Source organism: Prosthecobacter sp. (assembly GCF_049294395.1).
GTDB lineage: Bacteria > Verrucomicrobiota > Verrucomicrobiia > Verrucomicrobiales > Verrucomicrobiaceae > Prosthecobacter.
This window is the reverse complement of the sequence record NZ_JBAQCR010000243.1, coordinates 18,605-44,262: the sequence shown is the minus strand read 5'-3', so window position 1 is coordinate 44,262 and position 25,658 is coordinate 18,605. Positions and strand designations below refer to the sequence as shown.

Genomic DNA, 25,658 nt, shown 5'->3' with positions numbered 1-25,658 from the left:
GCGCCACAAAGCGATGATTCTGCGGATCGACACGAAACAGGCTTGGCAGTTTAATATAATTACCATAAGTTAAGAGAAGTGAATCAATCCGCGTCAGTTTTGCGCAAAACGACACACCACTTTGGGCGAAGCTGGTGCGCAGGACTGTTGTGTGCGGCCATTCTTCTGCCTGGATTGGCAGAGGGCGCAGATCCCACGGCAGAGCAGCAGTACATGCTCGAACTGACCAATCGTTTCCGCAGTGATCCCCAGGGTGAGCTGGCCAAGCTGGTCAATTTTTCGTCTCCAGGTGTGTGGGCTCCCACCAAGTCGAACGATCCCAGCATCGCCTTTGCACTGAACTTCTTTGGCACCAGCGCCTCAGATTTGGCCACGCAGTTTTCCAGTCTCACTGCGGCTCCACCGCTGGCATGGAGCAGCGCTTTGAATGTCTCGGCCACCAGCTATTCGAACCTGATGGTGACTGCCGATCAGCAGTCACACACGCTGGACACGAACAGCCTGGACCAGCGCATCATCAACGGCGGCTACAGCGCCAACTGGTTGAATGCCGGCGAGAATCTTTTTGCCTCGGCGCAGTCCCCCTTTCATTCGCATGCCGCATTCGTGGTCGACTGGGGAGATGGCAATGGCGCAACGGCCGGTTATGGCAACGGCATTCAGAACCCGGCCGGACACCGCGATCTCCTGCTCGATGCAAGCATGAAGGAAATCGGCATCGGCTTCCAGGACATCTCGATTCCGGGGAGCAATGCCACAGCCATCGGGCCGTACGTCATCACCGAGCATCTGGCCTCGCAGTTTCGCTATGATGGCATCAACTACTTTTCAGATGCCATTCTGACAGGCTCAGTTTATCAGGACACCATCTTGGCGGACGCCTTTTACACGCCCGGGGAAGGATTGGCTGGTGAGGCGATCAATGTTTACAACGACACCACTGGCATCCTCGTGGCCAGCGGATTTAGCAACAGCGCCGGCGGTTTCAATATCACGCTCACCGGCCTGAGCAATGGTGTTGTCTATCGCGTGGAAGCTCCCGATACCGGCCTTGCTGCCAAGACCTTCACCCTTAACGAGCATGTTGAAGATTATGGCCTCCCCGGAAGTCCTGCTTACGTGATGGTGTCCGACAATGTTTACGAGTCGTTTATGATTGTTCCCGAACCCGGGAGTCTGCTGCTGTGCCTGGTAGCAGGCCTGCCGTTTCTATTGTTTCGCACTCGTCGTACTCTTTGTTGATTCACCATGAGATCCATCGTCCTCCTGCTTCTGTCCGTTGCATCCATTCTGGCCCAGACTCCCTCTGCACCGCTGGCCACGGAGATCCGTGCGATCATTGACGAATATGAGAACTCAGTGCGTGCCAATACGCAGAAGCTCATCGCCGCGACCACCGAGGAGGAGAAGAACAAGTTTCGCGCCAGCATTCCCAGTGCCGGACCTTATGCCACCAAGATGCTGAAGCTCGTGCAGGCAAACCTGGACCAGCCAGATGTGGTGAAAGGGGTGAACTGGCTCGTGACAGGCGCGGCGGGTTTTCCCGAAGGGCAGGAAGCGCTGAAGATGCTCGGCACCACCTTTGCGGATCGCGCGGGCATCGCCGAAGCGGTGAAGCAGCTCGAATACCACGGTCTGCCTGCCGAGCCGGTGCTGAAGGCTGTGATCGAAAAGAACACGCATCGTGACGAAAAAGCCGCCGCGCTCTATGCTCTGGGTGCCATCCACTTTAAAAACTTCGACGCCTCTGCCGATCGTGACTCCGCCGCCGCTTCAAAGAGCAAGGCGCTTGAATGCTTTCAGCAGCTTTACGCTGATTATGAGGATGTCACCATCCAAGGATTCAAGCTCTCGGATTCCGTCGCCAAAATGTTCTTTGAGATGACCAGCCTGCAGGTCGGGTGTGAAGCGCCGGAAATCGAGGGCAAAGACGCCGATGGTGTGAGCTTCAAGCTCAGCGACTACCGTGGCAAATACGTCATCGTCATCTTCTGGGGCGGCTGGTGCCATGCCTGCCACGGCACTCTGCCGCTGATGAACCAGGCCGCCGCGCAGCTCAAAGACAAGAACGCCGTCGTGATCGGTGTGAACACCGACATCGAGACCGAGGCCAAAAAAGCACTCGCCGATTACCAGGTCAGCTTCCGCAACGTGCTGGACAACACCAGTAGCGGCCCCAACACCACCCTCTACAACCTGCGCAACTTTCCCACCCTTTATCTCATCGACCCCAAGGGCCTGATCGCGATCAAAAACGGGTCGCTGGATGCGATGGTGGCGCAGATCACCGCTGCCAAATAGATGGCGGGCGGGATAGGGTAGATCTCCCTAATCGTGCCAAACGAGGCTTGGGTTACCTCAACTTTTCGGCTCTCTAAATGGTTTAGAAGTATTAAAAACTTGCCATTTCTATGAAAAACCATAATTATACGGTATTATAAGGCCGAATTTAGGCGCTCCGTCCTCATGCTTCCACTCATCGATCAGATCCTCAAAGACTCGGGTTGTGCCGATCTTCCTGCTGTGCGGCAGGCGGTGGAAGAGGCGTGCTTCAATCAGACGTCCTTTGTGGATGCCGTGCTGGATTGTGAAGGCGTGCGCGAGCGTGATTTCCTGACGGCCCTGGCCAAGACTCTTAGCCTGCCATGGTGGGAGCCGAAGGATGAGGATCAGCCGACGGAGCAGGGGATGCGCCGCATGCTGCCAGCGGAGATTGCTTTGCGTCATCGCTTGCTGCCCGTGTTCACCGAAGAAACGAAAAACGATGACGGCTCGGAGGCAGAGCGCACGCTGCACATCGCCACGTTTGATCCGCTCAGCCTCGTGGCACATCAGCGTGTGGCTGCGAGTCTGTCGATGCCTGTCGTCTGGCATGTGGGTCAGCGCACCCGCATTGTTGAAGGACTGCAAAAACTCTACGGCCTGGGTGCCGATACGTTTGAAAAAATCCTGCGTGGTCGTGCCGACTGGGGCGCGGAAGATTTGAAGGATGAAGTCACTGTGCTCGATGAACCCGAGGACGAAGAAGCCTCGGTGGTTCGCTTCGTGAATCAAATCATCCGCCGTGGTCTTGAACAGCGCGCCACGGACATTCACGTGGAGCCGCAGCAGGATCGCCTGCGCATTCGCTACCGCATTGACGGCCGCCTCGAAGAACTGCCGGTGCCAGAGAACATCAAGTCACTGCAGGCCTCGGTGATCGCCCGCCTCAAGATCATGGCGCGTCTCGACATCGCCGAGAAGCGTCTTCCGCAAGATGGCCGCATCAATCTCGAACTCGACGGCCTTGGCATCGACGTGCGCGTGGCCACCATTCCCTCGGTCGAAGGCGAAAGCATCAGCCTGCGCCTCCTCGCGCAGCAGCAGGTCACCGTGAACCGCCTTGGCCTGACCGACAACATCCGTCCCGTCGTCGATGAATTGCTGAAACTGCCCAACGGCATCATCCTCATCACCGGTCCCACCGGCAGTGGTAAATCCACCACGCTGTACGCCTTCCTCACTGATCTCAATCAGACGCATCGTCGCATCGTCACAATCGAAGATCCGGTGGAGTACAAGATGCCCGGCATCGTGCAGATCGCGGTGAAGCCCGAGATCGGCCTCACCTTCGGTGCAGGACTGCGCAGCATTCTGCGCGGCGATCCAAACGTAGTGATGATCGGAGAAATGCGCGACCTCGAAACCACCGAGATCGCCGTGCGCGCCGCTCTCACCGGTCACCTCGTCTTCAGCACCCTTCACACGAATGACGCCATCGGCGGCATCACCCGTCTCATCGACATGGGCGTGGAACCCTTCCTTGTCTCCAGTGCTGTGCGCGCCTTCTTTGCCCAGCGTCTCGTGCGTAAACTCTGCCCGGTGTGCAAAACACCCACCGAGGTGGAGGAGAGCTATCTCAAGTCCATCGGCTTTCCCTCCCATCTCTCCGGCAAAATCATGCGTGCCGTGGGTTGTGAGGCCTGCCGTGGCAGCGGCTTCCAGGGCCGGCTCTCCATCTATGAAGTCTGCCTCGTCACCCATGCGCTGCAGCACCTCATCAACAGCCGTGCGCATCCCGCCGAGTTTCACAAGCAGGCCCTCAAGGATGGTTACATCCCCATGCGCGGTTACGGTTTCCAGAAAGTGCTCAGTGGTGAAACCACCATCGAGGAAGTCCTCAGCGTCACCGCCGCCAGCGATCGCAATCACGCGCCGCAGACGACCTCCATGCCTTCCACTCGTTTAGCCGCCTAACCCATGCCCACCTTCGTTTACAGCGCTCACGGTCCTTCCGGTGTCATCACCGGGGAGCTGTCTGCGTCGGATCGCAGCGAGGCGTTTGCGTTGCTGGGAAAAAAGAAAATTCAGCCCATCAAGCTCGAAGCGGCAGGTGACACCAAAACATCCGCAAGCTCTGCCGCCAAGGCCAAGCAGAGTGCCGCAGCCGCTGAAACCATCCCGGGTGGTCCCATCAAGCTCAAGCTGCCTCAGGTCGTGCTCTTCATCGAAGAACTCTCCGACCTCGTCGGTGCGGGCATCCAGCTTGAGCCGGCACTCGCCACCATGGAGCGCCGCCGTGAACTCTCCGGCATCAAAACACTCGCCACCGTCCTGCGCAGCAAAGTGCGTGATGGCATGGCGTTCTCGAAGGCCATTGCGGCCACGAGTCCCAGCTTCGGCAAACTTTTCTGCGCGCTCGTCTCGGCGGGTGAAGCCAGCGGTTCGCTGAGCACCATCCTCAAGCGTCAGGCACAGTACATGCGCTCCTTGCAGGCGCTGAAGTCCAAGGTGCTCTCCGCGCTGCTCTATCCCGCGTTTCTCATCGTCGCTGCTGTTGCCGTCACCCTGCTGTTCGTCGTTTATCTCATTCCGAAACTCACAGAGATGTTGGATTCGACCGGTGGCTCGCTGCCCTTTGCAGCGCAGATCATCCTGAAGATCAGCGACACCTTCAAGGCCACTTGGTGGATGGTCATTCTCGGCGGCATCGCCACCTACATTCTCGGCAAGGCATGGGTCTCTCGCCCCGAGTCGGCCATTCCTTGGGCGCACTTCAAACTTCGCCTCCCACTCTTTGGCGGCATCTTTCGCGCACGCTTCTACGTCCAGTTTCTGGAGACGATGGCCAACTTGCTCGGCAACGGCCTCACCATGGTGCAGGCCATGCAGCTCACCCATCAGGCCATCGACAATCCTTACCTCCAGCAGGGCTTCGAAAGCGTCATGCGCAATGTGGGCGAAGGCGTCGCGCTTTCCCGCGCGCTGGACCGCAGTGCTCAGTTTCCCCCGCTGCTCATCGACATGGTGAACGTGGGCGAGCAAACCGGAGACATGCCTGCCGCCCTCGCACGCGCCGCCGAGCGCTTTGACCGCGAGCTCAGCAAGAAGATCGACACGCTCGCCGCGCTCATCCAGCCCCTCATCGTCTGCCTCATGGCCGGCATGGTCGGACTCATGGCCTACCTCATGATGACCACCATCTTCCAGACCATTTCCAGCATCAACAAATAGCCGCCCCGGTTCTCATTCACACATCCTCATGAAACACACCCAAACCCAACCACGCCTCCCGACGTCCGGCTTCACCCTCGTCGAGATGATCCTCGTGCTCGCCATCGTGGCGCTCCTTGTGGGCGCGGCCATCGTCAATTTTGGCGGTGTGCTTGAAGGCGGTAAAAAAACCACCGCAAAGGGCAACATCAGCAGCATCACCTCGGCGCTGCGTGCCTATGAAGTGGACAACATGTTCCTGCCCACCACTGAGCAAGGACTCTCCTCTTTAGTTGAAAAACCCACCAGCCGCCCTGCTCCGCAAAGCTGGAGTCCGAAGCTCAAGAAGCTGCCCATCGACCCTTGGGGCAACGCCTACCACTACCGCCGCCCCGGCGTGAAGGACAAGACAGGCTTCGATGTCTACTCGGCCGGTCCGGATGGAGTTGCCGACAACGCTGACGACATCGGCAGCTGGGATCAATAACGACAAAACGAGAATGACGAATTGCCAGTCCATCACCAAGACCGTGCAAACCACGCTGAAAGCTCAGCGTGGTGTTAGTCATTCCCGCGCAGCAGGCTTCACCCTGCTGGAGATCATCGTCGCGATGTCGATCACCCTGCTGATCATTGGCATTGCCACCGTCAGCATCTCCGGCGTGCGCGCTGAAGACAAGCTGCGGCGTGCGGCGGCCATGATCGAAACCACCGCCCGGCAAAACATGCTGCAGGCGCTCAACAGCCAGCAGACAGTACGCATGGAACTTTCCGCCGGTGCGTTCGGCACGAGCGATGAGTTCAGCGGCATGCTGCAGGTGCGCCGTTATGGCGAAGCCGCCTTCCGCAAACCGAAACGCGGCGAGGCTTGGGAGTTCAGTCCTAGCGGCATCTGCGAACCCATCGAGGTTCGCATCAGCGGCCCTGCGGGACAGATCGAGATCGGCTTCGATCCGCTCACCGCCTGCGCAAAACGCAAATCCATTCAGGTCAAAGGATGAAACACACCCGCACATCCTCCTCTGCACATGGTTTCGCCTTGTTCGAAATCATTCTCGCCCTCGCGTTGTTCTCGCTCGTGGCCGTCAGCATGACGCGCGCGATTGAGCAGATCGCCAAGGCCTCCACCTCCGCGCGCCAGGAGGCACAGGTGCTGCGTGTGCTGGAGTCGGTCCTCGCGGAAGTGGCGCATCAGCCCGAGTTCAAAGCCGCCAGCATCTCCTTCAATCCCACCGCTGATCACATCGACGCCAGCGCTACGATCGAGAAGGTTGAACTCATCAACAAAGACAAGGTCAAACTCGACCACATGTTTCGCATCCGCGCCGAAGCATGGATCAATGACGGGCGCACGCGGCGCATGAAACGCAGCATGGAAACCTATGTGTATTCGCCCCACAGTCCGATCTAAGGCCGCGTTCACGCTGCTCGAAGTCATTATGGCCATGGCGCTCATCGGCTTCATCCTGAGCGCTGTCTATGGCGTGGCCAACGGTGCCATGCAGTTGGGCAAATCCATGAGCACCGCTCGCGTGGCCGAGACCCGCATCAGCAACTTCGTCACCCAGTGGCGTGACTATCTTGAAACCATGGAACCCGGCATCCAGCTCAGCGCCGGATTGGAAAAAGTCGCGCGTGGTGCCTCGGGCAATATGTTCATCGCCGGAGGCCACATGCCCTTCGCCTGGGAGCGTCATTTGAAGCTCGCCGATGCCGTTGAGTTTGGCGTCGTGCGCAATCGGGAGACCAAAGACCTGAGCCTCGTGGTGCGCCACTTCAAGCTCAACCCCAAGGCCCGCACGCCGGGAGAATACAACCTCATCGCCGAACTGCCGATCCTCGACGGGCTCAAGCAGATGCAGTGGCAGTTCTATGAGCCGGAGGAAAAGAAATGGTACACCAGCTGGGATCCGAAGAAACGCCCGCAGCCGCCGCTCTTCATGAAGCTCAAGTTTGCTTTCACCGCCGACCCGCGTGAGCACGAGTACACGTTTTGGATCGCGAACGACCTGGCTCAGGTCAGCGTGCCGCAGGCACCACCGCCACAATGAAGAATGAACCTCCAACGACCGAAGACAGAATGATGGGCAGTGCTGCCCGTCAGGAAGTCCACACTCGTCGTTCGGGCTTTGTCATTCCTTCGTCTTATGCTCTTCGTCAGGCATCCTTGCAGCGCGGCTCCGCACTCATCGTGGTGTTCTGGATGATCGCGATTCTCGGGATGGTCATGTTTGCAGGAGCGAAGTCTTTGCAGGCAGACTCGCAGTACACGCGCATGATGCGCGGGCGTATTTTTGCCAAACGTTATGCAGAGATGGGCATCGAGGTGGCACGTCATCCCGTCATGCGGGAGGACGATCCTCTTCTGCACTTCAATGCGGACGATGGCGGCGGCTACAACGTCAAGCTCGTCGCCGAGGAGGCGCGGCTGAACGCCAACCATCTTATCCAGACCGGTGACAAGGTCCTGCTGCGCCGCTTGTTCACCAGCTGGGGCTTCAAGGAGCAGTTTGTCTCAGCCCTGTGCGATGCGCTGAAGGACTGGGGCGATGCAGACACCAATGTCAGTCTCAACGGCGCTGAAAAGCGTGATTACGAGAAGATGGGCTTCGAGGGCATGCCGTTCAATCGCCCGTTCAAAGAAGTTGAGGAAATGCTGCTCGTGCGCGGCATGGATATCGTCAACGTTGAAAGGCCTGACTGGCGCGAGTGGTTCACCGTTTTTGGCGATGGCCGCGTAGATATAAATGACGCCCGTCCGGAGCTCATCGCATTGCTGGCCGATCTGCCGCTGGAGCGCATTCAGCCGCTGCTCACGCTGCGTGCCGGACGCGATGGCGCGCTGCACACGCAGGATGATGTGCGGCTCAGCAGCGTGCCGCAGGTGGCGCAGTTGCTGGGCGTCTATCAGCCGCAGATCCTTCAGCAGCTCACTCAATGGATTCAATTCGCCGGTCCCATTCGCCGCATCGAAAGTGTCGGCTCCCTCGGACCTCTGCAACGCAAACTCATCCTCATCACGCAGGACGGCAAGGCCGTCTGGCGTGGTGAAATCCCCGCCCATGGCAAAAACACGTAAACCTCCCTGCGAGCTGCTGCTCCCTGGCGCACAAGTCTGGCAAAGCTGGATGGGTGCGGAGGGTGCCTCATGCCTGCTGCACGCCGAGCAAAACGCCGAAGGTGCCAGATTTGGCAAGGACGCCCAGCGTCGGGTTCTCGCACTTCCCTCCGTTCATTTCTGGGCACTGCCCGCCTGGCTCAAGGGGCAGCCCGAGCATTTGCGCAGCATGGCGCTGCTGCATCTCGAACGCATGGGCATCAAAGCCGAGGACGAGGAATCCACGGTGCAGGTGCGCAACATGCAGGGAAAGGAAGGCGCGTATCTCACGCGCATCCTCGCGCTCAAGGACCTGCCATCGCCGCTTACCGACACCGCACGGCTGCCGGATGAAGTCACGCTGCATGCTCTGTGCTATCCGATGGTGCAAAACAGCCTCACGATTTTCCGTGAGCTGGGGCGTCTCGTCGTCGCCATCACCAGCGGATCGCAGTTGATCTATTGCACCCCGCTCTCCGCGAACAAACTGGATGGAAATGCACTCGCAGAGCTCAACAACATCTGCCTTCAGCTCGGTTTTCAGGGCGTGCTCGGCAGGCTGGAAAGCATCGTGCTGTGGATTGACGAGGGCGACATCACGCAGATTCAGCGCGTCACCGGTTTGGCCGCCTACCGCTGCGACATGCCGGCACCCACCATGCCTGAGCGTGGCTCCAGCCTGCTCATGCCGCAGGATGTTACTGCCGAGCGTCTAAGCCAGACGCGCCGCGCAAAGACACGCTTCATGGCGCTGGCGGCCGGAACGGTGATCGCCGCGGCCATTGCACTCGTCGCCACGCTAACATCGCTGGCCTTGCAGGAGCGCAACCTGCTGCGTGAAAAGGTTGCCGTTCTCACGCCGCGTGCCTCGCGGGTCATGGATCACAAAAAAGCGTGGCAGGAAGTTGCGCCTGCCGTGGATCCCACCACCTGGCCGCAGCAGGTTCTGCTGCACCTCATGGAGCCTGAATCATCCAAGGAAGTTTCCATCACGCATTGGGAATGGACACCGGAGCGCATGAGCCTGCGCGGGCGCATGCCCGACGCTACCCTGGCGTTCAAGTACACCCAGGATCTCAAGTCGATCGAAGCACTCGCTCCTTTCGCTTTGAACGGGCCGCCGCCAGCCTTTGCCAGCGACGGCAGCGCCAGCTTTGAGATGAAGGGAGGGCCCGGCGAATGAAGAAGAGTGAGAAAGTGCTGCTAGGCGTCTTCGCCTTCCTGTTCCTCGCCATCATCGGCGGTGGCGGGCTCATGTATGCCTTCAACAACTACACGGCCATCCGCGAGGAGAACGACACCCTTCGCGACCGTCTCGCCGATATGAACCTCGCCATCTCGCAGGGCGCGGATTGGGCGGACAAGTACGGCTGGCTTGAGGAGCACTGTCCAAACTTCACCAGCCGGCAGGAGGCTTCTGCCAAGCTGCTGGAACTCATCACTGGCGAGGCGGAAAAAAAGGGCATCAGCATCGGCGGCAAGGAATTCATCGAAGCCGTGCGCGTGCTGGGGCCTGATGGTCTGCCATTGGAGGAAAACCTCGGTTACTTTGACAAGGCCACCGTGAAGATCACCCTCGCAGGCATTCAGGAGCAGGCCTTCTTCGGCTGGCTCCATGCGCTGCAGCAGCCGCAGAGCTTCCTTGGCATCACCCGCATGCAGATCAATCCCAGCGGCACCAACAAGACCATCAATGCCGAAGTCGAGTTCACCCAGTTCTACCGTGAAAAATCGGCCCCCAAGGTCAGCAAAGCAAACTAGCCATGAAATCTCATTTCCATTCCATGAGCGTCGATGATGCGCGCCAGCGTCCTGGAGTGCTCCAGTCCTCTGGAGCTTTTCGCAGGCTATGCGACGTTCGAAAGCGCCGCAGGACCGACGCACTCCAGAACGCTCACGCGTTTACTGTGAGCTGCATGCTGTGGCTGTTGCTTTCCGTAGTCGGGTATACCCAGGAGCCACAGAAGAAAGACGCCCCACCCGTGCCGTTTCCAAAACTGCAGCACTTCGCCCCTCTATGGGAGCGTTCCATCTTCACCACCAAGGATCTGCCTTCACCCGATGCACCCACGGGGCCTAATTTTGCCGACAACCTCAGCCTCTCCGGCATCTATGAGATCGATGGCGGTGTCGTCGCCGTGCTGGTGGATCGCACCACTTCTCAGGTCATGGAGGCGCGCATCGGTTCAGAAAACGAGATGGGCATCAAGATCCGCGCGGTCAAACCTGGCGAGAGCGTGGACAAGACCCGCATTCAATTGCAGAAGGGGGATCAGGCCGGCTGGATCAGTTTTGCCGATCTCTCCGCCGCACCACCCGTCGAGGTCAGGAGTGCCATTCCCACGCAGCAGCCTGCTGCACCGAATCAAGGCATGGGTATGCAGCAGCGTCGAAACATGAACACCCCGCCTGTTCAAACTGGACTGCCACCCAATCCGATTCTTCCCCCGCCATCCACTCCGGTCCCCGGTGGTGCGCCCAGACCTGCTGCGCCACGGATCAATGATGTGCCGCTGCCGCCGCCTTGAGGAAGACAAAAGGACATAGGAGATCCGCCATCATGGCTTGCCAAACGGCGGTCTGATGGAGAAGAGTGCCCTCATGCCCCACGTTCCAGGTCTTCGCAGTTGCTACGCCAAGGTTGGCCGCCTCATCTATTTTGGTCGCATGCTCGACAAGATCCGTCTGCACGCTGCAGACAAACTTCCGGCCGATTATACGGCACAGCTGGGTGACACGCAGTTTTACACTCTCGACGGTCGTTGCTGCCGTTTCCTCGGCATCCCTTATTCAGCGCTCCAGGCACGCGTCCTCGAAGGCGGCACCGACGAGGAAATCCTGAACTGGGTGCATGCCAGCGGCATCGTCCGCACAGATGAGGAGTGCCACATGTGGAACCGCTTCATCGCCAAACTCGGCTGGCGTGACGAACGCTCCGCCGTGCTCCCCCAGCGCATTCAAGACAGCGGCCTCAGCGGCAAGCCCATCGAGACCCTCATCGACCACATCGAGTATGATGAAGGTCGCGACCCTGTGGGCGAGCGTGCTTGGGAGAGCATTTGAGGAATGGCCAGGTGACCGCGTCTGTTGCTACTCCCGCGTGATGGTTTCGTCCAGATTCAGCATCACTCGGGCCACCGCCTGCCAGGCTTGAACCTCAGTGGCCTTCGCTTGACGTTCGGCGGCAAGCAGGCGCGTGAGAGCCTTTCGTTCGTTTTCCAGTGGCGGGCGGGAGAGGCAGAGCTGGCAGGCGTGAGAGATGCGGGCATCGTCGCCTTTGGCTTCCTTGATCAGGCGTGCGGCCAGAGCCTGCGCGAACTCCACATAGGCGCTGTCATTGAGCAGGGTGAGGGCCTGCAGCGGTGTGTTGCTGCGGATGCGGCGTGTGCAGGTGCTGAAGCCGTCGGGAGCATCAAAGACACTGAGGGCAGGCGGCGGAGTGGCCCGGAAGATGAAGGTGTAAATGCCGCGCCGGTAGCGGTCGCTGCCTTTGCTGAGCGGCCAGGCACGTTTGACCTGCCCCAATGACATGACGCCCTCAGGAATCGGTGGATAAACGGGCGCTCCACCCATCTTGGGCGAGAGAAGGCCGCTGGCGGCGAGGCAGACATCACGTACGACTTCCGCATCCAGCCGCAGGCGGTTCTGCCGCCAGAGCAGGTCATTGTTGGGATCCATGCGAGCTGATGTAGGCCGAATCGTGGAAGCCTGCTGATACGTCGCACTGGTGACGATGAGCTTGTGCAGGTGCTTCAGGCTCCAGCCGTGCTCCATGAAATCGACCGCGAGCCAGTCGAGGAGTTCGGGGTGGGTGGGCAGGCGGCCCATGGTGCCGAAATCATTTTCCGTCGAGACGAGGCCGCGCCCAAAGTACTGCTGCCAGACGCGGTTCACAATGACGCGTGCGGTGAGCGGGTTCTTCGGATCAATGAGCCATCGTGCGAGGGCGAGGCGGTCAGCCTTGGCCCCTTCGGGCAGCGGCGGCAGCACGGCGAGGACGCCGGGCTGGACTTCATCGGACGGCCGGGTGAAATCCCCTTTGATGAAAAGCGTCGTTTTGCGCGGCTGCGGCAGCTCCTTCATCACCAGGGTGGTGGTGCCGTTCTTGAAGATGTTGTCGAGTTCAAGGTGCCGGTCGTAGAGCGGATTGAAGACGCTGTCAGACGTGCCGGTCATGGCTTTGAAAAGAATGCGTTGATCAGCGGCGGCACGTTTGGCGGCGGGCTTGGCCAGAGACTTGAGCGCCTCGGCATCGACCAGCTTCTTGGACTGGTCACCCAGGGTCTTTTCCCACTCCTGCAGCACGGCGATTCTTGCCTTGATGTGCGCATCGATCTGCTTGAGCACCTGCGTGTGCTCGGCCTTCAGCTTGTCGAGATCCTGTCCCGGATCAGGCACGGGCAGAGTGGGCTCCTCCTGGTTGTTGAGGAAGGCGAAGATCTGGTAGTATTCGCGCTGGCTGATGGGATCAAACTTATGATCGTGGCACTGCGCGCAGCCGATGGTCAGTCCCAGCCAGACCGTGCCGGTGGTGGCCACGCGATCAAAAATGCTCTCGATGCGGAACTGCTCTTTGTCGATGCCGCCCTCCTGATTGATCTGCGTGTTGCGATGGAAACCCGTGGCGATAAGTTGCTCGCGCGAAGGCTTCGGCAGCATGTCTCCGGCGAGTTGTTCCAGCGTGAAGTGGTCGAAGGGCTTGTCCTGGTTCAAGGCGTTGACGACGTAGTCGCGATACGGCCACATGCTGCGCGGGGCGTCGATGCTGTAGCCATTGCTGTCGCCATAGCGCGCCTGATCAAGCCACCAGCGGCCCCAGCGTTCGCCATAGTGTTTGGAGGCGAGCAGCCTTGTTACGAGTTCCTCAGTGTTTGATGCCGGCTGTTTGAGAAAAGCAGCCACTTCAGCAGGCGTCGGCGGCAGGCCAGTGAGATCCAGATGGAGACGGCGGATGAGTGTGGCAGGTGCCGCAGGAGGCGAGGGCTCCAGCCCTGCCTTGCTGAGACTCGCGCGAATGAAGGCATCAATGGGATGCTTGGTGTCACTCTGCGGCAGCGGTGCTTTGACCGGCGCGATGAAGGCCCAGTGCCGGTCATCGCTCGGAGTTTCCTCAGCGGGCGCGTGTGCGCCTTCAGCAACCCACTGCCCGATGAGCGCAATCTGTGCAGAATCCAGCGGGCCGCGCTTGTAGGGCATCTGCGGGATTTCAGCGTGAGTCCCAGAGACGACCTGCACAAGAAGATCGGGCAATGCAGAGCCATGCTTGCCGCCGGTGCGCGCACCCGTGGCGGTGTCGAGCTTGAGCTGGGATTTCTGCGTGGTCGCACCGTGGCATTTCACGCAGTGCTGCTGCAGCAGCGGTTTGATCTGCGTGGTGTAGTCCACCGCCGCATGGCTGGCGGCAGTGCAGAGCAGGAATGTGATGAAGGTGCAGCGAAGCATTCGAAAAAGAAAAAGCAGGACAGACAGAAGGTACGTTGGCGGGCAGGGGGCTTCTTCCGCCTTCTGGCAAACGCATCCACAAAAAAGCCGCACTCGCGCGGGGCGGGTGCGGCCTTGATGACTGGTGGAAGTCAGAGAGTCAGACGGCTCAGGCGTTCTTCTTTTTCTTCGGGGTGAGTTCTTCCAGTGTGAGGGAGCCATCGCTGTTCTTGTCCATCTTGCCGAAGCGCTCGGTGGCCTTGGCTTCGTCCTTCTTGGCATTCGGAGAAGCCAGAAATTCCGCCTTGGAAACTTTGCCGTCTTTGTCGGTGTCGAGCCGTTTCATCATTTCTTCAGGATTCATCTTGGGCTTGCCCTTGTCGCCTTCTGGCTTCTTGGGGGCATCACCTTCAGCGGCGAAGGAGGTGACTGCGGAGAGCGACAGGATGGCGAGGAGCGAGGTAATAACTTTCATGTAGGTCGATGTTGGGTTGTTGATGTAAGGGCGTGGAATTCTGGATGTCCCAGTCCGGCGCTTGCCGTGTTAAACGAGAAGATGCCCGTTTGGTTTCGATAAATGAACACTGTTTTTTGAGAACAGCATCAGGCCCCCCCTGATGCAGACATCAAAACGCCGCACTCGCGCGGAGCGGGTGCGGCGTGGTGACTTTTCAGGTCAGAGCAAAGCTCGGATCAGGCGGCCTTCTTTTTCTTGGGAGCAGCAGTGAACTCTTCCTTGGAAAGAGATCCGTCCTTGTCCTTGTCTTTGGCGGTGAACGACGCCTCGGCCTTGGCTGCGTCCTTGGCACCCTTGAGGAATTCCTCCTTGCTGACTTTGCCGTCTTTGTCGGCGTCCTTCTTGGTGAACATTTCTTCTGGCGTCATCTTGGGCTTCTTGGGGGCATCAGCTCCGAAGGAGGTGACGGCGGAGATTGCAAGAATGGCCAGGAATGAGGTGATAACTTTCATGTGAGTTGATATTGGGTTGTGGATAATGAGCGCTGGATTTTGGGAGGCCCAGTCCGGCGCGTGGCGTGTTAAACGACGCGGCGATCATTCCATTTCAAAAATTCTCAGAGGAATTTTCTAAGTGCAATTTTCTGTAATGAATACAGCCTATAGCAAGCGCGCCGCCGCTTCCGCCAGGGCGCTGCGTTCACCTTTGACCAGAGGAACGTGCGCCGCAAACGTCTGCCCGCGCATGCGCTGGCGTGTGTACACCAGACCGTTGCTGCGGCTGTCCACGTAAGGATTGTCGATCTGCGCCGGATCACCGACGAGGACGAGCTTGGAGCCGCGAGACATGCGGGTGACGATCGTCTTGGCCTCCAGCGGCGTGAGCTGCTGCGCTTCATCCAGGATGAAGAAGCGATCTGGAATGCTGCGACCACGGATGTAGCAGAGCGCCTCCACTTCGATGACACCCTGCTGAATGAGCGGGTCATACGGCGCGGCAGGTGCTGCCATCTGCTGCTGCGGCTCGGGCATGAAGCGGTTCTTTTTGCGGGCCGGGCCCTGCTGCGTGCCCTCCATGGGCCGCATCAGGAGATCCAGCGCGTCATAGACGGGCTGCAGCCAAGGCCGCATTTTTTCCTGCAAAGATCCGGGCAGGAAACCCACAGTCTGCCCCATCGCAACGATGGGACGGCTCACCGTGACACCGTGGTAGGTGCGGTTAAATACCTGCTGCAGTGCGGCTGCGACCGCGAGCAATGTCTTGCCAGTGCCAGCCTGACCGTAGCAGGTGACGAGGCTGATCTCAGGATCAAGCAGGGCATCCAAGAAACAGGCCTGACCCAGATTCATCGGCTTGATGGCACGGCCCTGACCGACCTTGATCGACTCCGGCGTGTGGTGCAGGCGGACGAATTCACCATTGGTGCTCAGTTTCGCAGGCATGGTGGCTTTGTCTCCGGCGGTGAGCAGGGCGTAGTCGTTCACTACCATTCCCACGGTGCGGGTTTCTGGCACGGAAAGGCAGCCGCTGCTCGCGAAGCGCTGCAGCTCATGCTGGCTGACTTCCACACGGGCGATGTCAAAGTTCGCCACCTCACGCGGCTCCACTTTATCATGCAGGTAATCTTCGCACTCGATGCCCACGGCGCGTGCCTTGAGCTGCATGTTGAGATCTTTGCTGACGAGAATGACCGGTGGTGAAACCTGCTCACTCAGCCAGAGCGTGCAGGCCAGGATGCGGTGATCGGCTTTGTCCAGATCGTGGAAAATACGCTCAAATCCCTGCACGCTGGCGTGCTTGCGCGCCTCAGCAGGATCATAGACAGCCACGCGGATGCTGCCACCGCCATCAGTCGGCACCCCTGTGGTGACGGACGCGCCCTTGTTGGAGAAAATTTTCATCAGCGCCCGATGCACTTCGCGGGCGTTGGAGCCGCGTTCCGTCATCTCGTTTTTGAAGCGGTCCAGTTCGCTGAGAACATCCACAGGAATGCAGATGTGATGCTCGGCAAAGCGGTGAATGCAGGCGGGATCGTGCAGCAGGACGTTGGTGTCGAGAACGAAAGTCTTGGTGGCGGTCGGGGTGCTGGCGCGGCGGCGGCGGGAGGGGGAGGCAGAATTCACAGAAACAGGACCAGGGTCAGAAGCGCGGGTGGAAATGACAGAAGAGATTACCGATGCTGGGTGGTCGTCACGGTCCATGGTGTTTTAGTGGGTGTAGTGGTTGCCTGCGTTGAAAAAGGCGGGGACAGCTTTTCGTTGGCGCGGGGGAGAGCCAAACGTACCGATCCCGAAATGTGATTTTTTGAATGAATCACGGTAATTGCTGAAGAGTGTCAGAACGTGCAGTGGCTGGCAAGAACTTATTCACAAAGACGAAGTTATTCACAGTTGGGGGCACGTTTCTACCACCCCATGAACGCACAGCTCAGGCCAACGTGTGTATCAACTTTATGAATGTGCCGAAAAGGGCACTTCAAAATACTCCAAGGCCCACTCCCGCATGTAGCGCACTTGGTTTGGAACAAAGCGGTAGATGATCAACTCGGGATTGTCGATGCTGCCGAGATAGGCACGCAGCAAAGGATTGGCACCCCAGATTTCCTCCAGAAGAGGCCTCTCCGTGACGATCTCGGCTACGGCGGTGATTCGCACCTGATTGTCCTGATCATCCTTGTAACACAATTCAGCCTTCGGATTGCACGCCAGTTCGTGCGTCTTGCCATAGCGGCGCAAATTGGCGACATAGACCGTGAAGCCGTCCGTGCGCACCGGTGAAACTGGGCGCAGCCGTGGCTGATCTCCATCCACCGTGGCCAGCATGGGAAACTTCGCGGCACGCATGGTGGCCTGCGCAAGTTGCGGCAGTTCGGCGGGATCTACAGGCTGGGGCTGAGGGCGGGACATGGTGGGTGACGATACGCAGTGAGATTAAGCTGTCCAATTTGCGGCTATCTTTGGAGTACCCAAACGGCAGTGCCCAGCTAGTCTGCGCACCATTCTCCCCTATGAAGAATCTTCCCACCGTCTTTCAGCGCAATGCGTTATGGGCAGCCATCACCGCCGTGTCGATCACCGTCATCGGCGCGCTGGCCATTGGGCTGATCTATCTCGCGACGCAGGTGATGGCCTTTCTGCAGCCCATTCTCGTACCTTTCGCTGTGGCAGGCGTTCTCGCCTACCTGCTGGAGCCCGGCGTGGAGTGGCTGGAGCGCCGGGGCCTAAACCGTCAGCGTTCCGTGCTGCTGGCCTTCGCGGTGTTCACGCTGGCCATGGGAGGTCTGGGCTGGTGGATCGTGGTGAAACTGGACGACCCCGCCCACCATCTGGCAGACCGCGTGCCTGTCTATTATGCCAAGGCACAAAAAGCGGTGATCGACTTTTCAGCGAAGATCGAAAAGGACTACGACATCAAGCTGCTGCCCCGCACAGACTCGACCGTAACTCCTGCTCCTTCATCTGAAGCAGCACCTGCAGGGCAGGGGGCAACGCCGTCAGTTAAAGAGGGCAACGATGCACCTGACGCAGATTTTCAGGCCTTGTTACGGGGTGACTGGGTGAAGACCACGCTGCCCAAAGTCCCCGGCATCGTCTGGACCTTCCTCCGAACCAGTGTGGGCGGCTTTCTCGGAGTCTTTGGCTTTCTGCTCTCCTTCATCATCGTGCCTTTGTACCTCTACTATTTCCTGATTGAGAGCGCCAATATTCAGGAACGGTGGTCAGACTACCTGCCACTGAGGGCCTCGGCCTTCAAAGACGAGCTGGTAAGCTGCCTGAACGAGATCAACAGCTACCTCGTCGCCTTCTTCCGTGGCCAGCTCTTTGTCAGTGTGATCAATGGCATCGCCACCGGCATCGGGCTGATGATCGTGGGGCTGGACTTTGGTCTGCTCATCGGTCTGGCGCTCTGTCTGGCTGGCATCATCCCGTATCTGGGCATCATCCTCTGCTGGATCCCGGCGGTGATCATCGCCTCCGTGCAGGGAGGCAGCGCGTGGATTTCTGCGGACCCTTGGTGGGTCATGCCGCTTGTGGTGACCGGTGTCTTCGCTCTGGTGCAGCAGGTGGATGCTTTGTTCATCACTCCGCGCATCGTCGGTGAAGCCGTCGGGCTGCACCCCATGACGGTCATCGTCTCCGTGTTTGTGTGGGGCCTGTTGCTGGGCGGTCTGCTCGGTGCCATTCTGGCGGTGCCTCTCACGGCTTCGGTCAAGGTGCTCTTCCAGCGCTACGTGTGGCGCGCGCGCATTGCTCCGCAGACGATCGGCGGCTCCAGACGTGAGCAGGCGGTGACGGTATGATCACAATCAGCAATCTCCTATGAAGAACATCCTGCTGATCTTTCTCGGTGGCGGTCTCGGTTCGGTGCTGAGGTATGGCACGGTCATCGGCATGGCGCGTCTGCTGCCAAAGGCCGTCTTTCCCTGGGGAGTGCTCGCGGCCAATATCCTCGGCAGCTTCATCCTGGGCTTTCTCTTTGCCCTGCCAGCCATGAAGGATAAAGGCAGCGGCCCGTGGCTGTTCGCCGCCACAGGCGTACTCGGTGGCTATACGACCTTTTCCACGCTCGCGAACGACTCGTGGCTGCTGTTGCTGAACCAGCATTCCTGGCTCGCGCTTATCAATGCCATTGGCAGCATTTTGCTGGGCATCACCGCCGCAGCCGTCGGCTGGTGGGCAGGCAGCAAGCTGGCGTAAATCAGCTCACGCTTCGGCGTGAGTTGTCTCTTCAGACGCTGCTGCCGCTTCCGCATCGTCTTCACGTGCGGACCCAACTTTGAGGGAAATTTTGATCCCGTGCTTGGCGGCCGCTGTGTTGAGCAAGGAGCGGATCGCGCTGATCGTCATGCCATTCTTGCCAATGACATGACGCACATCTTCCGGTGCCAGCTGCACACGGTAGGCGACGGCACCGTTGATATTAGTGCCGATGGCAATGGTCGCCTGCTGCGGGTGGTCGATCAGATTCGCCACCACATATGAGAGGAACTCGCGGAGGGCTTCCGGCGCGTCCATGGCAGCTTATGCTGGGACTGCTGCTGCGGCGTGCTTGATGAGGCTCTTGACGGTGTCAGAGGGCTTGGCTCCTTGGGAGATCCAGGCATTGACGCGATCAAGCTTCACGGTTGCACCTTTGACGCCCTTTTGAGGATCGTAGGTACCGAGGATTTCGAGGAAACGGCCTTCTTTTGGGAAGCGTTGGTCAGCCGCAACAATACGGAAGACTGGACGGCCTTTTTGGCCTTCTTGACGGAGACGGATGACAACTGCCATGGTGCGGGTACGGGAATGGGGTCAGGTTTTGGGGAGGCGCATGGTGGAGACTTTGAGAAGGAAATCAAACGTTTTTTCCCCCTCATTCTCAGGTCGGCTCATGCCAGCACGTCTTTGAGCACATGCCCATGTACGTCTGTAAGCCGTCTTTCGATGCCGTTATTGTAGTAGCTCAGACGCTCGTGGTCGATGCCCAGCAGGTGCAAAATCGTGGCATGCAGGTCGTAAATGGTGCTCACGCGCTCGGCGGCTTTGTAGCCAAATTCGTCCGTCGCCCCGTAGCTGAAGCCCTTTTTCACCCCGGCACCCGCCAGCCAGACCGTGAAGCCCTTCGGGTTGTGGTCGCGGCCATTGGCCCCCTTCTGGAAGGTCGGCATGCGCCCAAACTCCGTCACAAAGGCCACCAGCGTGTCCTGCAGCAGCCCGCGCGCTTTCAGATCTTTCAGCAGTCCGGCCACCGGCTGGTCCAGAATCGGCCCATGCACCGAGTACTGCTGCTCGATCGTTTTATGCCCGTCCCAGTTGCCCACGCCCTCGCCCATGGCGTAGGAGCCGTTGAAAAGCTGCACAAACCGCACCCCGCGCTCGATCAGGCGCCGCGCCAGCAGGCAGTTCTTGGCAAAACCAGCCTTTGTCTCATTGCTGTCATTCACGCCGTAGAGATCCAGCGTGGCCTTGCTCTCGTTCGACATGTTGCCGACCTCAGAAGCCGCAATCTGCATCCGCGCCGCCAGTTCGTAGGACGAAATCCGTGCCGCCAGGTCGCTGTCCGCCGGATGCTCCTGCGCCTGTTTCTGATTGAGCAAATTCACGAATGCACGCGTGTCGCGGTCTGCCGCCTCGCTCACACTCGCAGGGCGGATCAGATTGGGGATCGGCTTGCTCGCGTTGAATGCCGTGCCTTGGAAAGCCGCAGGCAGAAACGCCGAGTTCCAGTGCCTTGGGCCGATCTGCGGCACGCCACGCGGGTCAGGGATCGCCACAAAGGCCGGCATGTCATCGCACTCGGAGCCGAGCGCATACGTCACCCAGGAGCCCATGCCCGGGAAGCCGTCCAGAATGTACCCTGTGCTCATCTGATTCTCCGCCGGGCCGTGCGTGTTCGACTTGGCCGTCATGGAATGGATGAAGCACATGTCATCCGCGAGCCCGGCGATGTTCGGCAGCAGTTCGCTGATCATCTTGCCGCTCTGTCCGCGCGGCTTGAACTCCCAGATGGGTTTGACGAGATTCCCCTGCGCCCCCTGGAAGGTGATCAAATCCGCCGCGCCCGGCAGCGGCATGCCGTGCCGCTTCACCAGCTCCGGCTTGTAATCAAACGTGTCCACATGGCTCATCGCTCCCGAGCAGAAAATGACGAGCACGTTCTTCGCACGCGGTTCAAAATGCGGCGGCCGCGGCGCATAGGGATGCGCCGGATCAATGCGCGGGCGAATGGGATCATTCGCCAGCAGCCCCTTCTGTGCCAGCAGCGAGGTCAGAGCGATGCTGCCCAATCCGCTGACGCCTTGATTGAGAAAATTCCGACGGGAAAGAAGATGGTTTTGCATAACAGGATCAATACAGGGTCATGAACTCGCTCGTGTTGAACAGCGCGCGGCAGAACATCGCCAGCCCGTGTTGTGAAATCAGCTGTGTCGAGGCAGCCAGTTCGTCCGCATTCGGCTCACGCTGGTAGGCCAGCTGGAAGGCGAGCTTCACCTGAGCTGCTGCGAGCGCGTCTGCGTTGTTTTTGGCGCGCTCTTTTGCACCGCTTGTGTTCAAGCCACCAAAGGGGAGATCGTTGAGCGTCGGTATCACGCCTGCCTCCTTTTTAAGTCGCGCGGCCAGCAGCTCGCTCTGCTGCATGGCAAACGTGCTGTTCAGGAAATTCAGCGCCTGCAACGGCGTCGTGCTCGATGTGCGACGTGGGGCGATCTGTCCCGCATCCGGCACATCGAACGCACCAAACGTGTCATCAAGCTGAACGCGTGGTTTGCTCTGGTACACCATGCGCCGGAACGTGTCGGGCCCAAACTCCTGCTTCGACTGATACACCTTCACGTAGTTGTCATTCGGTACAAACAGATCGAAGCCCGGTCCTCCCATGGTCAGATCCAGCACGCCGCTCACGGCCAGGATCGTATCGCGCAGCGGCTCCGCTTCGAGTCGTCGCGTCGGGAATCGCCACAGAAGCCGCGCGCCAGAATCTGCCAGCATTCCAGCATCATTGGCCGTGCTCGACTGGCGGTAAGCCGCTGAGTTCATAATCAGCCGGTGCATCTCCTTCATGCTCCAGCCTCGTTGCATGAATTGCGCTGCCAGCCAGTCCAGCAGTTCGGGGTGTGATGGCTTGCCACCATTGAAGCCAAGATCGCTCGGTGTATCGACGATGCCCGTCCCGAAATGATAGTGCCAGATTCGATTTACCATCACCCGTGCCGTGAGCGGATTCTGCGGATCGGTCAGCCACTTCGCCAATGCCATGCGCCGCTCCGTTTCCGGTGTGTCTTTGGGTAGATCCAGTTTCGCGCCAATCTGAGTCAGCGCTCCAGGTGCGATTTCCTCCTGCGGGGTCATCGGGTCGCCTCGCTGCAGACGGAAGGTCGGCCCTGGCTGCTCAAACTTGCCCAGGTAAGCCATGGGGAAACTCGTCAGTTCCTTCAGCCTGCGCTGCAGCACGGCACGCTGCTCGCTGTGTTTCCTCACCGTGATCGCATTGTCAGAAGAGACTCCGCTCAAGGTCGGAATGTCGCGAATGCGGTCACGATACTCCACGCCCAGCCGGTCGGCGGAAGACGCCACCGCCTGCCATGTTTTCCCATCCAGCGAAGTCTCAATCACATAATCCGTGGCGAGACGATCTTCATAGACCTTGCCCTTCTTCTCTCCGCGATCCCGGCTCCACACCACGCTGCTGATGCTTTCTTCATGCGGCAGTTCGATCTGCAGCCAGCCCTTGCCCGCATTCTTCGAAATCCAGCTCTTTGCGTTGCCATACAGACCATCATTCGCATGCGCGATCTGGTGGATCGGATTCGTACCATCACTGAACACATCCGAAGCGGTCACCTTCGCGCCATTCTTCGCCAGCGCCACGTTGCGTGGCTGCTTGCCGCTTGAGAAGATCTCCAATTCATCAATGCACGGCTGCCCGCCAATCGTCGCATGAATCGTGAAGCGAAGAAACTTAGCCTTCACCGCATCAAAGCTCTCGCGGTTCGCCAGATGCGTCACAGGTGCGCGTAGATGCGGTTGTGATGCAGGCGGGGTTCCGTCCGAGGCTTCAAACAACACCGCATCCGCAACAGTAGGTCCGCCGAGTTTGCCACTGCGCAGAATAAGGATGGAATCCTGCGTCACCGCATACGTTCCAGCATACTTGAAGCCGCTCCAGCGCTTCTGTTCTGGAATTGCACCGCTGCCGTCAGCAAACTTGCTTTGATCCACGCTGGCGATTTCTTGCTGGTCGCCCTTCGTGTTAGCGTCGCCATCCAGATCAAGGATGTAACGCGCATCTTTCGCATGCGTCGTCCACGCCGCCCATGAAAGCCAGATGCGTTGTTTGCCCGTGACACGCGGATTCCATGAGAAGAAATCCTTCGCAGCGGCATCCTTCTCCGCCTTCCAGTAGCGGTAACTTTCGCCGAGATTGGGCAGCCGTGTCGCATCACCCGGATCTGCTGCCTGGCCCAGCTCTGTGCCCGGTGAGTATTCGATGGGCTTGCCATTCGTAGGCTGCTCAATCTGCACGCAGCCGATCGCATCTGGCTTCGTTGGCGGCGGCAGATCATCATCCACCAGCACACGCCGCGTCAGTTGGGCGCGTGGTTGGAAGCGTGAGAGTGTCGCATCCACCTTCGCGATCTCCGCCCGCACGCCGTCAGCCTGCTTCATTCGTTGATCAGCATCTGCCGGGCGCAGTTCTCGCTCCGCATGCTGCACACCCTCAAAGATGGCCCGCACACGATAATAATCGGTCTGCAAAATGGGATCAAACTTGTGATCATGGCAGCGTGCGCAGCCAATCGTGAGTCCGAGGAATGTGCTGCCCGTGGTGCTGACGAGATCATGCATTTCATCCGCCCGTTGATTCGCCCGCAGCACCGGGTCCTGGCCCTTCACCTGATCCCACGAACCGGCCACAAGAAATCCCGTGCCTTCATCCGTGCCCAGCTGGTCGCCTGCGATCTGCTCACGCACAAACTGGTCATACGGCTTGTCCTCATTGAACGCACGAATGACGTAGTCGCGATACGGCCACGCATTGGGCCTCACACGGTTCATCTCAAAGCCATGGCTTTCCGCAAAGCGCACCACGTCCAGCCAGTGCCTCGCCCATCTTTCGCCATAGCGCGGTGAAGCCAGCAGGCGGTCGATCAAGCTCTTAACAGCCGTTGTTTGATCCCGGCTGAATTCCTTTTCAAAAGCAGCCGCTTCTTCCGGCGTGGGCGGCAGTCCGGTCAGATCAAAGCTGGCACGGCGGATGAACGTCCGGGCATCTGCCGGCGCATTCAGCGTGAGGTTTTTCTCCTTCAGCTTTTCACCAATAAACTCGTCGATGGATGCAAGCTTCGATGACTTCAGCGGCAGCAGCGACCAGTGCGTGATATCCCCCTTGGGCTTCTCCTTGAGCACGATCTCCTGCGGCCACGCCGCACCCATGTCGATCCAACGTTTGATGAGGTCGGTTTCGGCGGTGGAAAGTGCGGGCTTCTTCTTCGGCATCTCCGCTTTCTCGCCTGCGCTCTCCGGCACGATCATCGTGTAGAGCGCTGACTCCGCAGCTTTGCCCGGAACCAAGGCCGCTCCGTCGTCACCACCTTTGAGCACATCCGCCAGCGTGCTCATGTTCAGGCCGCCTTTGGTCGTCACGTCATTGTGGCATTCCACACAGTTCTTCACCAGGATCGGTGCCACCTGCTCATGAAACAGCTTGGCTGCATCAGGCTCGACGGCAAAGACACTGCTGCTCGCAAGGACGAAGGAAAAATAAGAGAGTGATTTCATGCGGCTTTCTTGGCTTTTGGCAGGGCCAGATCGGCCTCGGCGGTGATCAAATGTTCGCGCATCGCTTTCGCAGCGGCGGCGGGGTCTCGTTTCTCAATGGCGCTGAGCACCGCAGCATGCTGCCGCACCGCATTGTCCGTCGATGTGCGGCTGTAGCCATGCTTGAGGCTCGTTTGAATCAATTCGGAGAGTGAATGCAGCAGCAGGTTCGCAATCTGATTCCCCGACGCCGCCGCCAGCTCCCGATGAAACGCCATATCAGCCTCCACCGCAGTCTCAAAATCCTGCGTCTCCGCCAGTTCCTGCAATGCTGCGCGCAGCCTGCGAATCTGCGCCGGTGTGGCGTTCTCGGCGGCGAGCCGCGCGTTCTCCGGCTCCAGCATGAAACGCACCTGAATGAGTTGCCGCAGCCGCTCCTTGTCATCGGGAATCAGCAATGCCAGCGAGCCGTTCAGCGGCTTGTGCAGCTTGTCCACCACCTTCGTGCCGACCCCATGCTTCACTTCCAGCAGCCCTTGCAACTCCAGCCGCTTCGTTGCCTCACGCACCACGGGACGGCTCACACCAAGTTTCAATGCCAGATCCCTCTCCGGCGGCAGCCACCCATTCCCCCCACCACCGCCTTCGTCCCGAATTTCAGATGCAATGCGTGCACACACCTCTTCAACAAGGCTGCGCTGCGGTTTGATGGATGAAAAAGCCATGTGGTTAGAGGTCTTACCACTGGCTTTTACGAGGCCATGCTGAGGTTTTTATCAGTCGAGTCGAAGAAATAAAACGGCTGCGGACCGCAGTGCTGCTCAGACCGGGACGAACGCTCCGTAAAAACACAGCTCAATCTTTCTCAACGAAGCTCCGCGCCACACCAGCCCCAACGGGGCTGTGGAATTCAGCCCAGGGTCAGCCGAGCCTCAGCGAGGCGACCCTGGGTCACCTCGCAACAAATCGG

General features: G+C 59.2%; 25 protein-coding genes. 15 read left to right on the top strand and 10 right to left on the bottom strand.

Translation table 11 applies throughout. From position 1 onward, the window contains the following. Positions 1–174 precede the first annotated feature (174 nt). From WAW39_RS16895 to WAW39_RS16835, 13 genes are all read left to right on the top strand, one after another. On the top strand, positions 175–1,242 hold the full coding sequence (locus WAW39_RS16895; protein ID WP_422320357.1) for a CAP domain-containing protein: 1,068 nt from the start codon (positions 175–177) through the stop codon (positions 1,240–1,242). Between the two features lie 6 nt (positions 1,243–1,248). Next, positions 1,249–2,301 (top strand): peroxiredoxin family protein, encoded by a 1,053-nt coding sequence (locus tag WAW39_RS16890; protein WP_422320356.1) that lies wholly within the window; start codon positions 1,249–1,251, stop codon positions 2,299–2,301. 165 nt (positions 2,302–2,466) lie between these two features. Continuing rightward, entirely contained in the window at positions 2,467–4,236 is a 1,770-nt protein-coding gene (locus tag WAW39_RS16885) for a GspE/PulE family protein (protein WP_422320355.1), read from the top strand. A gap of 3 nt (positions 4,237–4,239) precedes the next feature. After that, positions 4,240–5,493: a type II secretion system F family protein gene (locus tag WAW39_RS16880; RefSeq protein WP_422320354.1), complete on the top strand. Its 1,254-nt coding sequence runs from the start codon at positions 4,240–4,242 to the stop codon at positions 5,491–5,493. A 28-nt stretch (positions 5,494–5,521) separates the two neighbouring features. Next, complete coding sequence (gene gspG / locus WAW39_RS16875; RefSeq protein WP_422320353.1) at positions 5,522–5,959, top strand: type II secretion system major pseudopilin GspG; 438 nt, start codon at positions 5,522–5,524, stop codon at positions 5,957–5,959. A gap of 13 nt (positions 5,960–5,972) precedes the next feature. Continuing rightward, positions 5,973–6,473, top strand: coding sequence for a pilus assembly FimT family protein (locus WAW39_RS16870; protein ID WP_422320352.1), 501 nt, complete (start codon positions 5,973–5,975; stop codon positions 6,471–6,473). After that, positions 6,470–6,883 (top strand): PulJ/GspJ family protein, encoded by a 414-nt coding sequence (locus WAW39_RS16865; protein WP_422320351.1) that lies wholly within the window; start codon positions 6,470–6,472, stop codon positions 6,881–6,883. Before WAW39_RS16870 ends, WAW39_RS16865 begins: the two co-directional genes overlap by 4 nt. Next, positions 6,855–7,523, top strand: coding sequence for a prepilin-type N-terminal cleavage/methylation domain-containing protein (locus WAW39_RS16860; protein WP_422320350.1), 669 nt, complete (start codon positions 6,855–6,857; stop codon positions 7,521–7,523). The genes WAW39_RS16865 and WAW39_RS16860 overlap by 29 nt, the downstream gene beginning before the upstream one ends. Further along, the gene (locus tag WAW39_RS16855) at positions 7,520–8,551 is read left to right on the top strand and encodes a general secretion pathway protein GspK (protein ID WP_422320349.1); all 1,032 of its coding nucleotides are present in this window, start codon (positions 7,520–7,522) and stop codon (positions 8,549–8,551) included. Before WAW39_RS16860 ends, WAW39_RS16855 begins: the two co-directional genes overlap by 4 nt. Next, a complete protein-coding gene (locus WAW39_RS16850) occupies positions 8,535–9,752 on the top strand; it encodes a hypothetical protein (RefSeq protein ID WP_422320348.1) in 1,218 nt (405 codons plus the stop codon). The genes WAW39_RS16855 and WAW39_RS16850 overlap by 17 nt, the downstream gene beginning before the upstream one ends. After that, positions 9,749–10,330 (top strand): hypothetical protein, encoded by a 582-nt coding sequence (locus WAW39_RS16845; protein ID WP_422320347.1) that lies wholly within the window; start codon positions 9,749–9,751, stop codon positions 10,328–10,330. The genes WAW39_RS16850 and WAW39_RS16845 overlap by 4 nt, the downstream gene beginning before the upstream one ends. Positions 10,331–10,485: 155 nt before the next feature. Then, entirely contained in the window at positions 10,486–11,097 is a 612-nt protein-coding gene (locus WAW39_RS16840) for a hypothetical protein (protein ID WP_422320346.1), read from the top strand. Positions 11,098–11,170: 73 nt separating this feature from the next. Beyond that, on the top strand, positions 11,171–11,632 hold the full coding sequence (locus WAW39_RS16835) for a DUF5069 domain-containing protein (RefSeq protein WP_422320345.1): 462 nt from the start codon (positions 11,171–11,173) through the stop codon (positions 11,630–11,632). A 27-nt stretch (positions 11,633–11,659) separates the two neighbouring features. Here the strand turns inward: WAW39_RS16835 and WAW39_RS16830 are convergent, their stop codons facing one another. The 5 genes from WAW39_RS16830 to WAW39_RS16810 form a co-directional block, all read right to left on the bottom strand. Beyond that, a complete protein-coding gene (locus WAW39_RS16830) occupies positions 11,660–14,011 on the bottom strand; it encodes a PSD1 and planctomycete cytochrome C domain-containing protein (protein WP_422320344.1) in 2,352 nt (783 codons plus the stop codon). A gap of 148 nt (positions 14,012–14,159) precedes the next feature. Further along, positions 14,160–14,465 carry an EF-hand domain-containing protein gene (locus tag WAW39_RS16825; RefSeq protein WP_422320343.1) on the bottom strand — a complete coding sequence of 102 codons (306 nt, stop codon included), beginning with the start codon at positions 14,463–14,465 and terminating at the stop codon, positions 14,160–14,162. A 218-nt stretch (positions 14,466–14,683) separates the two neighbouring features. Continuing rightward, positions 14,684–14,959 (bottom strand): EF-hand domain-containing protein, encoded by a 276-nt coding sequence (locus WAW39_RS16820; RefSeq protein ID WP_397380669.1) that lies wholly within the window; start codon positions 14,957–14,959, stop codon positions 14,684–14,686. Between the two features lie 147 nt (positions 14,960–15,106). Next, positions 15,107–16,570, bottom strand: coding sequence for a PhoH family protein (locus WAW39_RS16815; protein ID WP_422320342.1), 1,464 nt, complete (start codon positions 16,568–16,570; stop codon positions 15,107–15,109). 327 nt (positions 16,571–16,897) lie between these two features. Beyond that, positions 16,898–17,353, bottom strand: a complete 456-nt coding sequence (locus tag WAW39_RS16810; RefSeq protein WP_422320341.1) for a pyridoxamine 5'-phosphate oxidase family protein — start codon at positions 17,351–17,353, stop codon at positions 16,898–16,900. 101 nt (positions 17,354–17,454) lie between these two features. Between WAW39_RS16810 and WAW39_RS16805 the strand changes: the two genes are divergently transcribed. Beyond that, the gene (locus tag WAW39_RS16805; protein WP_422320340.1) at positions 17,455–18,747 is read left to right on the top strand and encodes an AI-2E family transporter; all 1,293 of its coding nucleotides are present in this window, start codon (positions 17,455–17,457) and stop codon (positions 18,745–18,747) included. 19 nt (positions 18,748–18,766) lie between these two features. Further along, positions 18,767–19,144 carry a fluoride efflux transporter FluC gene (locus WAW39_RS16800; protein WP_422320339.1) on the top strand — a complete coding sequence of 126 codons (378 nt, stop codon included), beginning with the start codon at positions 18,767–18,769 and terminating at the stop codon, positions 19,142–19,144. Positions 19,145–19,150: 6 nt separating this feature from the next. Here the strand turns inward: WAW39_RS16800 and WAW39_RS16795 are convergent, their stop codons facing one another. The 5 genes from WAW39_RS16795 to WAW39_RS16775 form a co-directional block, all read right to left on the bottom strand. Then, positions 19,151–19,462 carry a KH domain-containing protein gene (locus tag WAW39_RS16795; RefSeq protein ID WP_422320338.1) on the bottom strand — a complete coding sequence of 104 codons (312 nt, stop codon included), beginning with the start codon at positions 19,460–19,462 and terminating at the stop codon, positions 19,151–19,153. Positions 19,463–19,468: 6 nt separating this feature from the next. After that, a complete protein-coding gene (gene rpsP, locus WAW39_RS16790; protein WP_300204408.1) occupies positions 19,469–19,720 on the bottom strand; it encodes a 30S ribosomal protein S16 in 252 nt (83 codons plus the stop codon). A 98-nt stretch (positions 19,721–19,818) separates the two neighbouring features. Beyond that, a complete protein-coding gene (locus tag WAW39_RS16785) occupies positions 19,819–21,270 on the bottom strand; it encodes a DUF1501 domain-containing protein (RefSeq protein ID WP_422320337.1) in 1,452 nt (483 codons plus the stop codon). A gap of 7 nt (positions 21,271–21,277) precedes the next feature. Continuing rightward, on the bottom strand, positions 21,278–24,709 hold the full coding sequence (locus tag WAW39_RS16780) for a DUF1553 domain-containing protein (protein WP_422320336.1): 3,432 nt from the start codon (positions 24,707–24,709) through the stop codon (positions 21,278–21,280). Further along, on the bottom strand, positions 24,706–25,413 hold the full coding sequence (locus WAW39_RS16775) for a FadR/GntR family transcriptional regulator (protein ID WP_422320335.1): 708 nt from the start codon (positions 25,411–25,413) through the stop codon (positions 24,706–24,708). Before WAW39_RS16775 ends, WAW39_RS16780 begins: the two co-directional genes overlap by 4 nt. Positions 25,414–25,658: the final 245 nt, after the last annotated feature.

Excerpts from the sequence above, each read along its gene's own strand:
- WAW39_RS16890 (WP_422320356.1), top strand. The coding sequence starts at position 1,249 with ATGAGATCCATCGTCCTCCTGCTTCTGTCCGTTGCATCCATTCTGGCC.
- WAW39_RS16885 (WP_422320355.1), top strand. The coding sequence starts at position 2,467 with ATGCTTCCACTCATCGATCAGATCCTCAAAGACTCGGGTTGTGCCGAT.
- WAW39_RS16880 (WP_422320354.1), top strand. The coding sequence starts at position 4,240 with ATGCCCACCTTCGTTTACAGCGCTCACGGTCCTTCCGGTGTCATCACC.
- gspG (WP_422320353.1), top strand. The coding sequence starts at position 5,522 with ATGAAACACACCCAAACCCAACCACGCCTCCCGACGTCCGGCTTCACC.
- WAW39_RS16870 (WP_422320352.1), top strand. The coding sequence starts at position 5,973 with ATGACGAATTGCCAGTCCATCACCAAGACCGTGCAAACCACGCTGAAA.
- WAW39_RS16865 (WP_422320351.1), top strand. The coding sequence starts at position 6,470 with ATGAAACACACCCGCACATCCTCCTCTGCACATGGTTTCGCCTTGTTC.
- WAW39_RS16860 (WP_422320350.1), top strand. The coding sequence starts at position 6,855 with ATGTGTATTCGCCCCACAGTCCGATCTAAGGCCGCGTTCACGCTGCTC.
- WAW39_RS16855 (WP_422320349.1), top strand. The coding sequence starts at position 7,520 with ATGAAGAATGAACCTCCAACGACCGAAGACAGAATGATGGGCAGTGCT.
- WAW39_RS16850 (WP_422320348.1), top strand. The coding sequence starts at position 8,535 with ATGGCAAAAACACGTAAACCTCCCTGCGAGCTGCTGCTCCCTGGCGCA.
- WAW39_RS16845 (WP_422320347.1), top strand. The coding sequence starts at position 9,749 with ATGAAGAAGAGTGAGAAAGTGCTGCTAGGCGTCTTCGCCTTCCTGTTC.
- WAW39_RS16840 (WP_422320346.1), top strand. The coding sequence starts at position 10,486 with ATGCTGTGGCTGTTGCTTTCCGTAGTCGGGTATACCCAGGAGCCACAG.
- WAW39_RS16835 (WP_422320345.1), top strand. The coding sequence starts at position 11,171 with ATGCCCCACGTTCCAGGTCTTCGCAGTTGCTACGCCAAGGTTGGCCGC.
- WAW39_RS16830 (WP_422320344.1), bottom strand. The coding sequence starts at position 14,011 with ATGCTTCGCTGCACCTTCATCACATTCCTGCTCTGCACTGCCGCCAGC.
- WAW39_RS16825 (WP_422320343.1), bottom strand. The coding sequence starts at position 14,465 with ATGAAAGTTATTACCTCGCTCCTCGCCATCCTGTCGCTCTCCGCAGTC.
- WAW39_RS16820 (WP_397380669.1), bottom strand. The coding sequence starts at position 14,959 with ATGAAAGTTATCACCTCATTCCTGGCCATTCTTGCAATCTCCGCCGTC.
- WAW39_RS16810 (WP_422320341.1), bottom strand. The coding sequence starts at position 17,353 with ATGTCCCGCCCTCAGCCCCAGCCTGTAGATCCCGCCGAACTGCCGCAA.
- WAW39_RS16805 (WP_422320340.1), top strand. The coding sequence starts at position 17,455 with ATGAAGAATCTTCCCACCGTCTTTCAGCGCAATGCGTTATGGGCAGCC.
- WAW39_RS16800 (WP_422320339.1), top strand. The coding sequence starts at position 18,767 with ATGAAGAACATCCTGCTGATCTTTCTCGGTGGCGGTCTCGGTTCGGTG.
- WAW39_RS16795 (WP_422320338.1), bottom strand. The coding sequence starts at position 19,462 with ATGGACGCGCCGGAAGCCCTCCGCGAGTTCCTCTCATATGTGGTGGCG.
- rpsP (WP_300204408.1), bottom strand. The coding sequence starts at position 19,720 with ATGGCAGTTGTCATCCGTCTCCGTCAAGAAGGCCAAAAAGGCCGTCCA.
- WAW39_RS16785 (WP_422320337.1), bottom strand. The coding sequence starts at position 21,270 with ATGCAAAACCATCTTCTTTCCCGTCGGAATTTTCTCAATCAAGGCGTC.
- WAW39_RS16780 (WP_422320336.1), bottom strand. The coding sequence starts at position 24,709 with ATGAAATCACTCTCTTATTTTTCCTTCGTCCTTGCGAGCAGCAGTGTC.
- WAW39_RS16775 (WP_422320335.1), bottom strand. The coding sequence starts at position 25,413 with ATGGCTTTTTCATCCATCAAACCGCAGCGCAGCCTTGTTGAAGAGGTG.